Source organism: Candidatus Dormiibacter sp. (genome assembly GCF_050999135.1).
GTDB classification, from domain to species: Bacteria; Chloroflexota; Dormibacteria; order Dormibacterales; family Dormibacteraceae; genus Dormiibacter; species Dormiibacter spiritus.
On the sequence record NZ_JBPCPN010000002.1, the window covers coordinates 88,251 to 101,320 of the forward strand.

14 protein-coding genes are annotated in these 13,070 nt (G+C 65.9%); 10 read left to right on the top strand and 4 right to left on the bottom strand.

Going from position 1 to position 13,070, the window contains the following annotated elements; all coding sequences use genetic code 11:
- The first annotated feature begins 9 nt into the window (after window positions 1-9).
- The gene (locus ACR2MZ_RS00550) at window positions 10-918 is read left to right on the top strand and encodes a hypothetical protein (RefSeq protein ID WP_434003125.1); all 909 of its coding nucleotides are present in this window, start codon (window positions 10-12) and stop codon (window positions 916-918) included.
- Between the two features lie 220 nt (window positions 919-1,138).
- Here the strand turns inward: ACR2MZ_RS00550 and ACR2MZ_RS00555 are convergent, their stop codons facing one another.
- A complete protein-coding gene (locus ACR2MZ_RS00555) occupies window positions 1,139-1,765 on the bottom strand; it encodes a LuxR C-terminal-related transcriptional regulator (protein ID WP_434003126.1) in 627 nt (208 codons plus the stop codon).
- Between the two features lie 824 nt (window positions 1,766-2,589).
- Between ACR2MZ_RS00555 and ACR2MZ_RS00560 the strand changes: the two genes are divergently transcribed.
- Together ACR2MZ_RS00560 and ACR2MZ_RS00565 are read left to right on the top strand one after the other, a co-directional pair.
- Window positions 2,590-3,267: a sensor histidine kinase gene (locus ACR2MZ_RS00560; protein WP_434003127.1), complete on the top strand. Its 678-nt coding sequence runs from the start codon at window positions 2,590-2,592 to the stop codon at window positions 3,265-3,267.
- On the top strand, window positions 3,264-3,920 hold the full coding sequence (locus ACR2MZ_RS00565) for a response regulator (RefSeq protein ID WP_338180108.1): 657 nt from the start codon (window positions 3,264-3,266) through the stop codon (window positions 3,918-3,920). The genes ACR2MZ_RS00560 and ACR2MZ_RS00565 overlap by 4 nt, the downstream gene beginning before the upstream one ends.
- Window positions 3,921-4,023: 103 nt before the next feature.
- On the opposite strand, the gene ACR2MZ_RS00570 is transcribed toward ACR2MZ_RS00565, so the two are convergent.
- The 3 genes from ACR2MZ_RS00570 to ACR2MZ_RS00580 form a co-directional block, all read right to left on the bottom strand.
- Complete coding sequence (locus ACR2MZ_RS00570; protein ID WP_434003128.1) at window positions 4,024-4,290, bottom strand: hypothetical protein; 267 nt, start codon at window positions 4,288-4,290, stop codon at window positions 4,024-4,026.
- A 21-nt stretch (window positions 4,291-4,311) separates the two neighbouring features.
- Window positions 4,312-4,698, bottom strand: a complete 387-nt coding sequence (locus ACR2MZ_RS00575) for a helix-turn-helix domain-containing protein (RefSeq protein WP_434003129.1) — start codon at window positions 4,696-4,698, stop codon at window positions 4,312-4,314.
- Window positions 4,699-5,087: 389 nt separating this feature from the next.
- Complete coding sequence (locus ACR2MZ_RS00580; protein WP_434003130.1) at window positions 5,088-6,011, bottom strand: COG3942 and LysM peptidoglycan-binding domain-containing protein; 924 nt, start codon at window positions 6,009-6,011, stop codon at window positions 5,088-5,090.
- Between the two features lie 200 nt (window positions 6,012-6,211).
- On the opposite strand from ACR2MZ_RS00580, the gene ACR2MZ_RS00585 reads away from it, so the two are divergent.
- The 7 genes from ACR2MZ_RS00585 (at window position 6,212) to ACR2MZ_RS00615 (ending at window position 13,059) form a co-directional block, all read left to right on the top strand.
- Window positions 6,212-7,216 carry an AAA family ATPase gene (locus ACR2MZ_RS00585; protein WP_434003131.1) on the top strand — a complete coding sequence of 335 codons (1,005 nt, stop codon included), beginning with the start codon at window positions 6,212-6,214 and terminating at the stop codon, window positions 7,214-7,216.
- 90 nt (window positions 7,217-7,306) lie between these two features.
- Window positions 7,307-8,497, top strand: a complete 1,191-nt coding sequence (locus ACR2MZ_RS00590) for a DUF58 domain-containing protein (protein ID WP_434003132.1) — start codon at window positions 7,307-7,309, stop codon at window positions 8,495-8,497.
- Window positions 8,478-10,850 carry a transglutaminase domain-containing protein gene (locus ACR2MZ_RS00595; protein ID WP_434003133.1) on the top strand — a complete coding sequence of 791 codons (2,373 nt, stop codon included), beginning with the start codon at window positions 8,478-8,480 and terminating at the stop codon, window positions 10,848-10,850. The genes ACR2MZ_RS00590 and ACR2MZ_RS00595 overlap by 20 nt, the downstream gene beginning before the upstream one ends.
- On the top strand, window positions 10,847-11,044 hold the full coding sequence (locus ACR2MZ_RS00600) for a hypothetical protein (protein WP_434003134.1): 198 nt from the start codon (window positions 10,847-10,849) through the stop codon (window positions 11,042-11,044). Before ACR2MZ_RS00595 ends, ACR2MZ_RS00600 begins: the two co-directional genes overlap by 4 nt.
- Window positions 11,045-11,076: 32 nt before the next feature.
- On the top strand, window positions 11,077-11,424 hold the full coding sequence (locus ACR2MZ_RS00605; RefSeq protein WP_434003203.1) for an FAS1-like dehydratase domain-containing protein: 348 nt from the start codon (window positions 11,077-11,079) through the stop codon (window positions 11,422-11,424).
- Window positions 11,421-11,774, top strand: coding sequence for a MaoC/PaaZ C-terminal domain-containing protein (locus ACR2MZ_RS00610; protein WP_434003135.1), 354 nt, complete (start codon window positions 11,421-11,423; stop codon window positions 11,772-11,774). Before ACR2MZ_RS00605 ends, ACR2MZ_RS00610 begins: the two co-directional genes overlap by 4 nt.
- Window positions 11,775-11,847: 73 nt before the next feature.
- A complete protein-coding gene (locus tag ACR2MZ_RS00615) occupies window positions 11,848-13,059 on the top strand; it encodes an acyl-CoA dehydrogenase family protein (protein WP_434003136.1) in 1,212 nt (403 codons plus the stop codon).
- The last annotated feature ends 11 nt before the right edge of the window (window positions 13,060-13,070 follow it).

Below are 13,070 nucleotides of genomic sequence, written 5' to 3' on the forward strand. Positions count from 1 at the left end.
CGAAGCTGCGTGCCGGCCGGGCGACCGGCACTGCTGGCCCTGATCACGCTGTTGAGCGCCGCTGCGCTGACGGCTGCCTGCAGCGGGAGCGGCGGCGGCACGGCGAAGGCTTCAGCCAGACCTGCGGCAACCGCGGCAAGCCCGCAGCCAACCGCGGCAAGCGCGCAGCCAACCGCCCCGGACCGGAGCTCGGGCCAGAAGGGCCCGGTGGTCAGGGGCATCTACCGCTTCAATTCAGAGGACTGGGGCGCCATGGCCAGCGCTGGTTTTAACGCTGTGACCGACGGCAACAGCTTCGGCCCGGCCCAGACCGCCGCCCGCCTGGCCGGGATGGTCTGGCTGGGCAGCTGGAGCGCGGACCGGTGCGCCTTCGAGTTGAGCCCCGAACAGATGGCTGCACGGGTGGACCAAAACCGAGGCGTGAATTCGTACTTTCAACTCGGCGACGAACCTAACGTGCAAAAGTGCCCAGGGGCACCGGCGGCCTACCGCCAGGCGACTGCCCTCATCCACCTGCGCGATCCGACCGCCCAGACTTGGGTTGCCGACGATCAGTTCAACGACCCCAACCTCGCCGCGTGGCCGTCGGGCCTGCCCATGCAGGGCACCGTCGACATCGTCGCGTTTGACGTCTACCCCTGCCAGCCGGCCCAGCCGTGCCGCTACAACCTGATCGACGAGGCGGTCCTGCGCATCCACCAGGCGGGAGTGAAGTCCTGGCAGTTCATCCTGCCGGACTTCAACGAGCCGTCTTGGCGGCAGCCGACCCCGGGCGAGCTGACGCAGATGTACGAACACTGGCAGGGTCAGGGAGCCTCCGGCTACTGGCTGTACGCCTGGGATGCCGACGGAGTGGACATCCGGACGCTGCCCGGCAACCTGGAGGCCGTAAAGGCGATCAACCAGCAGCCAGTCTAAGTTGTCCTATCCCCGAGTAGGCGAGACAACTGTCTGGCGCCTCCGGGTGTCTCAGGAAAGTCGAGGATACGTACAGCGTGTTACTTGTCAGGGAGAAGGGCAGACGCCCATAGCAATGGGCGATTGTCCCGACTGACGGCCAAACTGCCCAGCAGCCGTGCGGCAGCGCCCAACCGGCGGGGCGAACGCGCCCGGGTCGCCCCCGCGGACCAGTCCGATGTCATGAATTGGGGATTAGGCCCCATCGCGCAGCAAGCAGCACCGCCTCCGTGCGGTTGCGCAGGCTGAGCTTCCTGTAGATCGCCGCGATGTGGTTGCGGACGGTCTTCTCGCTGACAGTCCGCGCGCGGGCGATCGCCGCCACCGACCGTGCCTGCCCCAGCTGGGCAAGCACTTCGAGTTCGGTGGGGGATAGATTCTCGGCCGGTGAGCCAGGCACCGCGCCCCGCCGGTGCGGACCGGCGATGGCCGCCTCCAGCAGTTCAGCGCTGACCGCCCGGTGGCCGTCGAGTACCGCGACCACTCCAGTGACAAGCTCGGCCTGCGCGCACTCTTTGATGAAGAGGCCGGCCGCGCCCTCCAGCATCAGCCCCACGGCCAGCACCATCTCAACCAGCTCGCCGAGGATGATCACTGGGACTGGCGGCCGGAGCCCCAGCATGGCTCGGAGGACGGCGCGGCCGTCCAGCGGCTCCGCGTTCAGGTCGCAAACGACGAGATCGGGCCGGGCCGCCTCGACCATCTGAGCGGTGAGGTCAGAGCCGGTCGTCGCCCGGGTCAGAGCGCTGAGCGGCGGCTGCCGAAGCAGCGAGCCAAGCGCCTCCAGGAAGAGGGGTTGGCGATCCACCAGCAGAAGGCTGGGGGCGCACGTGGCGACGGTTCCGGGAGCCGGTGCAGTCGGTCGCCCGCGGGCTCCGCCCGCCGGGCTCAGTACGACGGTCATAGACACGCCGCCAGCCACAGCACGCGAGCGGGGCGCTGGTGGCAGTGGCGGTCCCTGATCCAGCCCAGCCCACTCGGCGGCGCCATGGGCAACAGATCAGCCAGCACCAGGGTCCGGTCAGCCTGCACCACGCGCGGCATGATCCGGAAGAAGCGACGACCGTGATGTCTCTTGCCTCCCATTCGTTTGTGTTCCCTCCTCCACATATCGGAACCGGCGGAAGTCAGCCGGCCTGTGTCCGAGAATCGCACGCGCCGGCAGTCGCAGCCAATAGGACGTTTGTGCCGCCATGAGCCTGAGGCCCAGGTGACCGGGACGGTCGGCCCCGGTGCGCACGGCGGCGGGCGTTGTGGTACGCGTCTGCCAATCTGAGAGCTGGCCATCCCATCCGATCGCTCCACCTGGCTCAGAAAGGCGGCAACCCCAGCCCAGCCCATTGGCGATCGGGATGTCCCGGAACCCGAGCCCGCTATGTGCGAGAATTTGATAATCCTGCTATAACTAAAGGTGGGATTCGACGTATCGCGGCATAGTCCGTTTTTCCAAGCACTGGGCGGAGCTGGTGCAGGTAGCCTAACGAATTGAGGCTCTTGACTCGTTTTTTCAAAGGAGTTATGATCAGTTTACCCGGAACATCCAGTCCGGGCTGACCTATGGCCTGGGCTAACAGGCCCTGCCGAGGTCGTCAGTTGTTACAGCAGCTTTTTTGGAGGCCGGAAACGGAACTGGTGACCCTCGACACCCTCGCGGACGACGGCAAAGCCCGGATGGCAGATGCTCATGCCACCGAGCTGCGCATCAAGCAAGACGTTGCCCGCGAGCTCCAGGACCGGGTCGCGCAGCCCCTTGCGGCGATGCTCGTCGAGATGGAGAACTTCAATTTGCTCGAGTTCGAACGCGAGCGCATGGTGGCCGAAGTGACTCTCTACCAGGACGCAATCCGGGACGTGCTGGGCAACATTCGCGAGATTCTCTACGAGCTGCGGGGCCAGAAGGATCTCGGCCGGGACTTTCCGGCCTGGGTCGGCCGGATGCTGGACCGGTTCCAGGCCCAAACCGGCATCCTCACCCGGTTCACTGTCTCAGCGACCTGGCCGTCGCGGTTGGCCATCATGGCGTCGATCAACCTCTACCGGATGCTGGAAGAGGCGCTTAACAACGTCCGCCGCCACAGCGGCGCAAAGCTGGTCGAGGTTTTCTTGGGGATAGCGGAGGGGGACCTGGCAGTGGTCAGCGTCGTCGACGATGGGCAGGCCTTGCAGTCTGGCCTGGCGGACGGCATCGGGCTGGGCAGGCTCGGAATGAGGGAGCGTGCCCTGCTGCTGGGCGGCGAAATGACTATCAAACCCGTAAGCCCGCACCGCACCGAGCTTGCGGCCCTGATTCCCAAGGAGAAGCTGATATGAGCGTTACCACCGAGACCGTGAAGGTAGTCGTCGTCGACGATCAGACCCTGTTTCGCAGTGGGCTCGCCCTGCTGCTGGGCGAGGATCCTCGCATCGAGGTCGTCGGTCAGGCCGGCAGCGGACTGGCTGCCATAGATCTGATTGCCTCGCTGAAGCCAGATGTGATCTTGATGGACGTCAAGATGCCGGGCCTGGATGGCATCGAGGCCACCCGGCGCATACTGACCGCCAACCCGGAAATGAAGGTGCTGATCCTGACCACCTTCGACACCGACTCCAGCATCATTCAGGCCTTGCAGGCGGGGGCTTCGGGCTATGTGCTCAAGGACTCGCGGGCGGACGCCATCGTCTCCAGCATCTTGGCCGTGATGGCCGGCGAGCGGGTGATGGCTAGCACCGTGGCGACGCGGGTGCTCGACATGCTGACCGGCACCAGTACTCGAAACGAGTTCTACGATGGGCTGACCCCCCGAGAGATAGAGATCCTGAAGCTGCTCGCGACCGGCATGGCCAACAAACAGATCGCCTACAAGCTGGGCATCAGCGAAAAGACTGTGCGCAATCACGTCAGCAACATGTACGAGAAGCTGCAGATCTTCGACCGCGCCCAGGCGGTCCTCTATGCCGTTCGCAAAGGCCTGGTCGAGGTATAGCTAGGGCGGCCCAGACGGCTAACGCCGCTGGCTGGTAGTTGCAGAACCGTCGCTGCTTCGGAGGTGGCCACCTCTCACCCTGAAGCCGAGATTGCGGGACCTCTCAGGGTGTGGGCGCAGCCCCTGGCTGCCCCACCGCTACGTTGAACCAATGCCAGAAATTGAAGCCGCCATAGATGAGGAAAAGCAGGATAACGCCCAGGATGAGGAGGCCGAGGATCATTCCAATCGGGCTGTCACCCGGTTGCTCCTCAACTATCTCATCACCAGTCATCGGGTGGCGGTAGTAGCGGCGGTAGGTGTAGCCACCACCGCCGAAGATTAGGGCCAGGAAGAGGGCGACCAGGACGATCAGCAGGAGGGTTCCCATCTAAATTACTCCAGAAGTGGATTAGGCTGGCAGTTCTTGCCGTAGAAATATGCTAACACCTCTATCATGTTTCGTCCAGCGCTGGACGTTCAAGCAGGCCTCCGCCAGCGCTGGCGAACGTAGCCAGTGATCCGCTCGGCGGTAGGCGCCGGGCGGCACTGACAGATGACGTTTGAAGGCATTACTGAACGCGGCCGCCGACTCATAGCCCGCCGCCGCGGCTACCTGCTCGACCATCGCTCCATCGCGGAGCATCGCGGCAGCCCTTTCCAGGCGCCACTTGGTCAGATACTGGATCGGCGTATCACCGGCAGTAGACCGAAATCGGACTGCAAAAGCGGAGCGAGCGAGGCCCCCCTTCAATGCCAGCTCGACCAGCGTCCACTCCCTGGCCGGCTGTTCGGGCATGAGCCCCAGGGCCGTTCCAACTCTCGCTTCGGCCAGAGACCGCGCAACCAGCTGGCGTCCTCGGCTGGAAGGTCGGCAAGATGGCTTCGCAGGATATAGACGAAGAGCGCATCGCAAAAGGCGGTTTACAACAGTGCTCTTGCCCGGACGATCGGACTGTGACTCGTAGCTCAATAAACGGAGCGTCTGAGCCAGCCATGCTCCAACCTCACCGCCCGAATTACGCCGCCGTGAAGGCCGGGACCGTTGATGTGGTCACGACTGATGTTGGACAGCTGCTCGGCCGGCCGGCAACCGGTTACCGGACCTGGCTCGAGCAGCACGCGGCGTTGTTCCTGTAGATCATTGGGCGGGGTGCCTAGCCCGAGCTGCGGCCACACGGACAGGGACTAGTAGATAAAGCCGATCAGGTGGACCTTGCTGTAGTCGGCGGGGCTCAGCAGTCGGGTGTCGATCTCATTCCAGCCCTTGTAGTTCATCTCCGAGATCTGGAAGGAACCGTCCTCGTTGACCTGTTCCACAAAGGCAACGTGGCCGTAATAGACGCTTTCCCAGGTGATCATGAAAGCGCCCGGCTGAGGAGTCTGTCCCACCGGATAGCCCAACGCCCGCGCGTTGTCGTACCAGGCGTGCGCGTCACCCGTCCACGGCACGTAGCGGCGGCTGGCGGCGTACCAGGTGCACTGGCCGTAGACGAACTTCGAATTGCTGAACGTGCCCATGTGGGGCGCCTCATCCGAGAAGCGTCGAGGCCAGAGTTGGGGGCCGATCCCACCGGGGATGATCAGCTGGTTGCCAGCCGGCAGCTGGTCGGCGGTCCGAAGGTAGTTGAAGTCGGCGATGGCCTGGGCGGAGGCGTGATAACGGGCAGCGAGGTCGCTCAGGGTGTCGCCGGCTTTGACGGTGACCACCACCCCGTGCAGCGGGGGCACGATCAGCTGCTCGCCCCCGGCAATCCTGTCGCTCTTGGCCAGCAGCGTCGGGTTGGACCAGCGGATCTCGTTGCTGGAAACCTGAAACCGCTTGGCGACCGAGTAGATGTCGTCGCCGTCTTTCGCCGTGTAGCGGATCGGCTGGTGCTGCAGCTCCGGACCGTTGGGAAGGCCCGCCGGCTTCACGATGGTGCCCGAGCGGCCGAGCTCGACGCTGCCGCTCTGGCCGCCCTCGCCCAGCGCCAGGCCCTGGGCGTTGACCACGCCGAGCCGCAGGTTCGCGCTGGACCGGAAATCCTGGTTCACAGTCGCGTAACCTGCCAATGAGATCGCGATCACCAGAACGATGGCGTGCGCGAAGAATCGACTGATTACCGCCAACTACCGAGCTACCCCCGAAATTTGCCCCTTACCGCGGGACATTGCTTGTCGGGAGTCACCCTACCCAATCCCCGACTGGGAAGTCAAGCCCGCCAGGACTTCTCACCCTGCCAGGTCTCCGACTCTTCGGTTCGAGTCCAAGCGGTGCTTCGGCTCCGGTTCTATAATCCCGAGACCGGAGAGATGCCGAGCTTTAGCCAGTGCGCTCGCTGCCGACCCGCCACGGTCAGAGTGCGTTGAGAGACGCCGCCGCGTTCGACGACGTCCAGCAAGTCGCCGAAGCGGTCCTGGCAAATGTGGGCCGTGCCATCGTCGGCAAGGACGACGAGGTCCGCCAGTGTCTCGTCACCTTGCTCTGTCAGGGCCACCTCCTGATTGAGGACGTGCCGGGTGTGGGAAAGACGATGCTGGCGAAGGCGCTGGCTCGCTCGCTGGACTGCAGCTTCCGCCGCATCCAGTTCACCCCTGACCTGCTGCCCTCCGATGTGACTGGCGTCCGGGCCTTCAATCAGAAGCAGGATGACTTTGAGTTCCGGCCCGGCCCGGTCTTTGCTCAGGTGCTGCTGGCAGACGAAATCAACCGTGCCACACCGAAGACCCAGGCTGCCCTGCTCGAGGCGATGGAGGAGCACACGGTGACAGTCGACGGCGACACTCACCTGCTGCCACGACCGTTCATGGTCATGGCCACCCAGAATCCCATCGAGTACTCAGGCACCTTCCCCCTGCCTGAGGCCCAGCTCGACCGCTTCTTCATGAAGGTCCGGCTCGGCTATCTGAGCATCGACCAGGAGACGCAGCTGCTGGACCAGGACAAGGTGGAGTCTCCCTTCGATGAGCTGCAGCCTGTCATCGCGCCCCACGAGCTGCGCGATGCCCAGCGTCACTGCCGGCAGGTCTACGTCAAGCCGGCACTGAAGCAGTACATCGCCCGGCTGGTGCAGAAAACCCGCAGCCATCGCGAAATCGCGCTGGGAGCCAGCACCCGAGGCACGCTGAACCTCTTTCACGGAGTTCAGGCCAGGGCGGCGGTTCTCGGCCGGTCCTTCGTCCTGCCAGATGATGTGAAGGCGCTGGCTGAGCCCATCCTGGGACACCGCATCATCCTCCGGCCCAACGCGGAGATGCAGGGCAGCTCGGCGAGCCGAATCCTGAGCCAGCTGCTGGAGCACGAACCGGTGCCCCAGCTGGCCTACGAATCATGACCGGCCGGCGCTGATGTCAACGGTTTACCGGCCGCACGACTAGGGACGCCAGGAGATGTCATCGGGTCGGCTGGCGGGGAGGGGCGGCCGATGACCCGGGTGCTTCTGGCGGCCGGGATCGGCGTGCTTCTGTTCCTCTCCTACCTCACTGCCATCAGGCCCGCTTTCGCTGTGGCGTACGCCCTGGGCGGCCTGCTCCTCCTGGCTTGGGCGTGGCCCCGGCTGGTGGCCCGCGGAGTCCACCTTCAGCGCTCGCTCGATGCCGGCCGCTCGAGCGTGGGAGAGCCCTTCGAGGAGACGTTCAGCGTGCGGAAGCAGAGCCGCCTGCCTGCGCCCTGGGTCGAGGTGCAGGACCTGAGCGGCCTGCGCGACTACCAGCCAGGTCGGGTGGTTTCGCTGGGCAAGAGGCCGGTTCTCTGGACCAGCCAAGGAGTCTATAAGCAGCGCGGCCGGGTGCGTTTCGGCCCCACCCAGGTCGTGGTGAGCGAGCCCTTTGGCTTGTTCCGCCGCCAGGTTCGGGTGGAGGCCCTCAACGAAGCCCTCGTCTACCCGCGCATCTGGCCCCTGCCCGAGTTGGTGGTGCCGGCCAGCCAGCATGCCGGCATCGCGCCCCGGACAGGCAACTGGTCCGACTATCCGCCGGAGAGCTCAGGTGTTCGCGACTACGTGGCCGGCGACTCTTTCGGCCGCATCCACTGGCCGCTCAGCCACAAGCACGGCCAGCTCATGAGCAAGACTTTCGAGCAGCCGCTTACAGCCGACGTCTGGGTGGTGCTGGACCTGGAAGGCAGCGTCCACCATGGCGAAGGTCTGGAGTCGACGCTTGAATACGCCGTCAGCCTGGCGGCTTCCCTCTGCGTCCAGGTGCAGGAGAACGGGCGCCAGGTGGGCCTGATCGCCACCGACGATCGGGGGACGCTGATCGAGCCCAGCCGCACCGGCCGGAAGGACCGGGCGCTGCTTGACTATTTCGCACTCTGCGGAGCGGACGGGAGTCTGCCGCTGGCCCGCGCCAGCGTCTGGGAGAAGCTGCGCCGGCTCCCCCGACGGGCGGTGGCGGTCATCACACCCAGCGCCGATCCGGCCTGGCTCGGCAGCCTGCAGAGCGTCAGAGCGCCGGGCGCTGCGTTGATAGTCTTCTACCTGGACGCCTGCAGCTTCGGCGCCGCCGGCAGCAACCTGAGTTTTGATCTTGGCTCCGAGACCGAGCTCTACGTGGTGCGCCGGGGCGACGACTTCTCCCGCCTGGTGAGCACGCGTGATGCAGTCCGTCTGGTCTGAACGCGTCAGGGGCACGGTCCAGCTGCCGCGCGGCACCTGGATCACTGCCTGCCTGGTCGTCCTGCTGACGCTGGCTCTGGCCAACTCGACGGTGACAGCCAACTGGGTGCCGGACTCGAGCTCTCTCACGCTGGTCGCGCTGGTCGCCGCACTGCTCTTCGGGCTCACGGCGCTGATCCGGCCGCTGCCGGCCGGCGTGGTACTCCTTTTCGGCCTGCTCGCTGCTCCAGTCGTCGCCGTGTGGGCCAGCCACGGCGCCCTGGTCCGCTCCCATCCGACCGACCCAGGTGATCTACTCGGGCTGGCCCGCGCCTGGTGGCCGCGGGTGCTCAGCGGAGATGCGGCGCTCGACAACGTCTCCTACCTCTACCTGCTGAACCTGGGCTTCTGGCTGATCGGCGGCTGGCTCGCCTGGTGCTCGCTGCGCTGGCAGCAGCCGCTGCTCGGCGTGGCGCCGGGGGCTGTCGTCTTCGCCGGGAACCTGCTCAACTTTCCCGACCAGCAGAACGGTTACGTCCTCAGCTTTCTGATCCTGACGCTGAGCCTGCTGCTCTGGACCACCTACCAGCGCTCGCTGGAATCGGCCGGACGGCGGCAGGTGCGCCTCAGCGGTGACGCCCGCTGGGACTTCTGGGAAAGCGGGGTGCTGGTGCTGGTGGGACTTGTGCTGCTGGGTCTGTTCCTGCCTCCGCTCTCCACCACAGATCGCACCATCGACTTCCAGAACTCAGCCTTTCGCGGTTGGGCGGACCTGCAGGAACGCTTGAACCATCCGGTCCCGCTCGGAGCGGGCGGCGCCACCGGGAACTCGATAGGATTCACGACCGACGTTAGGATGGGCGGACCCATCCAGCGCACCAGCGGGGTGGTCTTCACCTACAAGTTCGACAGCGCTTACGGCGGTCCTGCCTACTTCCGTGGTCTTAACCTGACCCGGACCGGCCGCGGCCCCACCGGTCCTGAGTGGAAATACAACGACATAGTCGAGCCGCCGGTGCCAATCCCGAGAAACACTGCGATTTCCTACGCCGAGAGCTACCAACAGCAGGCGCAGGCTGGCGAGACGATCCAGATGCTGAAGCCACCTGGCGCGGCTCAGGACGTCATCTTCTACACAGGTCAGCTGCAGAAGCTCGACCGGGCGGCGCTGGCCCGGTCCAGCCGGGCCTACGGCCAGCCCGTGCCGACCAGTGGCCTCTACACACTCGACCGTCTCTCCGGCGCACGTGGCCAAAGCAGCTCCGGCAGCTACCACGTGAACACCTCCTACTCGACGGCCGGCGAGGATCAGCTGCGCGCCGCCGGCACCGACTATCCTGCCTGGCTGGAAGCGTACCGGGCCTTCTCCAACGCCTACCGACCGGGTCAGTCAGCGAGCCCCGCCACGCAGGGTTACAGGCCCCCCGAGGTGGCGCAGCGCATCGCGCAGCTGGCCCAACAGGTGACGGCTGGCAAGACGAACCCGTATGACCAGGCGCAGGCTATCGAGACCTACCTGCGCAGCACCTACACCTACACGCTGAGCCCGCCATCGCCGGGCACCGATGACCCGCTGGACTACTTCCTGTTCACTGGCAAGCAGGGCTACTGCGAGTACTTCGCGAGCGCCATGGGCGACATGCTGCGCGCCCTCGGCCTGCCCACCCGATTGGTCAACGGCTACGGACCTGGCACCTATGACGAGAAGCTCGATCGCTTCGTGGTGAAGGAATCAGACGCGCACACCTGGGTCGAGGTGTACTTCCCCAGTTACGGCTGGATCCCCTTCGAGCCGACGTCGGACGGCCAGTACTTCCCGATCCAGCGGGCCGGCGCCGGCGCCGGCTGCGCGCCTGGTTCGATCGCTTGCGATCCCAACGCCGTGGGCGCGGGCAATGGCGTCGGTGCCACCCCGCGGGTTCCCCAGGGACTGCTTGGGGACCCCAATCTGAACGGCGTGGCAGGCACGGAGGCCGGCGCCGCCGCACGGCTGCCAGCAGCCTCACCGCTCTTGCTGCTGCTGCTGGCCCTGGTCCTGGGCTTGGGCTTACTCTTCCTGTCGCGCTATCTGCGGCCGGGGACTGCCGACGGCGCCTGGTCCCGCACGCGGCGGCTGGCGGCGCTGGCAGGCATCCGCGGTTCCCCTGGTGAAACGCCTCTCGAGTTCGGCCGGCGGCTGGCTCGGGAGATGCCCGAAGCGGCCGGCCCAGCCGGCCGGCTCGCCGATCGGTTCACGCTGGCCGCCTACGCCCCGCGGCAGCTGGCGGAAGCCGCCGAGGACGCTGCGTTGGAGGCATGGCTCGAGCTGCGGCCACTTCTCTTGCGGCGGCTCAAGGACAGATTGACGCGGCGGCGAGTAGCCTACTCGGCATGACGCTTCTCAAGGTGTCCGCCTCGGGCCAGGTCTACGACGCGGAACTGGCGCAGGTGAAGGTGACCCGCGACCAGGGAGGCGGCTATTACGTCCATGGACGCGGACACTTCCTCTTCTTCCCAGACCGCGAGCAGGCGGAGCGGAAGCAGCGCGATCTGGAGGCGATGGCGCGGTCGCGGGAGTTCCACCACTGATCGGCCGGGAGTACCCGCCGGTCGAACTTACCATCGAGCGCGAGCGTGTCGAGGCATTTGCCCGGGCGGTTGGCGCGGACCCGGCGCAGGGAGTTCCGCCCACATTCGCCGCCGTGTACGGGTTGTTCGCCACTGCGCCCCAGCTGTTCCAAGACGCGGAGGCAGCTGTGGACGTGGCCAATCTCCTCCATGCCGAGCAGGAGTTCGAGTGGAGCCGCCATCCGGAGGTGGGCGAAACAGTGATCGCCCAGGGCCGAATAGTCTCCGATCAGCATCGACGCGGTATGCGCTTCCTTGGCTTCGAGACGACCGCCAGCGGCCGGGGCGAGTTGTTCTGCCGGTCGAAGGCCCTCTTCATCATCCGGGGCAGGCAGCCATGAGCCAGCGCAAGGTGACTGTCACGCGGCACCAGATCAACGCCTACGCTGAAGCCTCCGGCGATCACAATCCGATCCACCTGGACGAGACGTTCGCCCATTCGGTGGGGCTGCCCGGCGTGATCGCGCACGGCATGCTGCAGATGGGTCAGCTGGCCAGTGTGGCGGTGGCCGAGGCGGGCGATCCGCGGCGCATCCGGCGGCTGTCCTGCCGCTTCGCCGGCATGGTCCGACCTGGGGATGAGATCACCTACAGCGCCGATCCGGTGGCGGGCGGCCTCAAACTGTCGGCGGTCAATCAGAACGGTGAAGCGGTCCTCTCGAAGGCGATCGCCGAGTACCACGAGGAGTAAGAGACTGCCGCGAAAGACGTGACGCGCGTCATCGCCTGCACTCTCTCCCGAAGCGCGACCGAAGGAGAATCAAATGCCCCTCGACTTTTCCCTTAGCCCCGAGCAGGAGGAGATCCGGCAGCTCGCTCACACCTTCGCCGAGAAGGAGATCCGGCCCGTGGCGGCACGCTACGACGAGAGCGAGGAATTCCCCTACGAGGTGGTCCGCAAGGCCCACCGATTGGGACTCAGTCCAGCCGCCTTTCTGCCTGAGGAGTACGGCGGCCAGGGCCTCGACTTCCTGACTGAGCTGATCCTCAACGAGGAGCTGCACTGGGGCTGCGCAGGCATAGGTGTCTGCATCCAAAGCATGGGGCTCGCGATCGCAGGGATCCGCTCCATGGGCAATGAGGAGCAGAAGCGTCGCTGGCTGCCGCAGTTCACCGATCCCGGGCGGCTGGTGCTGGGCGGCCTGGGTCTGACGGAGCCTGATTCGGGCTCCGATGCGCTGGCCTTGAAAGCAACCGCCCGGCGCACCGTAGAGCGCGGCGAGCCCGGCTATGTGCTGAGAGGCACCAAACAGTTCTGCACCAACGGCGGCATCGCCGACTACCACGTGATCTTCGCCAACACCAATCCGGCCGCCGGGCCCGGCGGCATAGCTGCCTTCCTAGTCGAAAAGGACACCTCAGGCCTCGTCATGGGGCGCAAAGAGCAGAAGCTCGGCGTTCGGGCCAGCCACACGGCCCAGCTCATCTTGGAGGAGTGCTTCGTGCCGGAGGACCACCGCCTGGGCGGTGAGCCGGAGAGCGATGCTGCCGGCCCCGGCGCGCTGGGGGCGCTGACCACCCTGGAGGCGACCCGACCGGGTGTGGCGGCGGGGGCGCTTGGCATCGCTCGGGCGGCCTACGAGTTTGCGCTTGACTACGCCTGCGAGCGACACCAGTTCGGCCGGCCCCTGGTTCAGCACGAGGCCATCGGCTTCAAGCTCGCCGACATGGCGACCAGCATCGACGCCGCCCGGCTGCTCATCTGGCGCGCCGGCTGGATGGCAGTCAACCGGAGGCCCTTCGAGCGGGCGGAGGGCTCGATGGCCAAGCTCTTCGCGGCCGACGTGGCGATGCAGGTGACAGTCGACGCGATCCAGGTGCTCGGCGGCTACGGCTACATCAAGGAGTATCCGGTCGAGAAGTGGATGAGGGATGCGAAGATCTACCAGATCTGGGAGGGCACTGCCGAGATCCAGCGCCTGGTGATCGCTCGCGCCATCAGCGGCCAGCGGGCCACCATCCGGCTCAACGATTGAGGCGGGTCGAA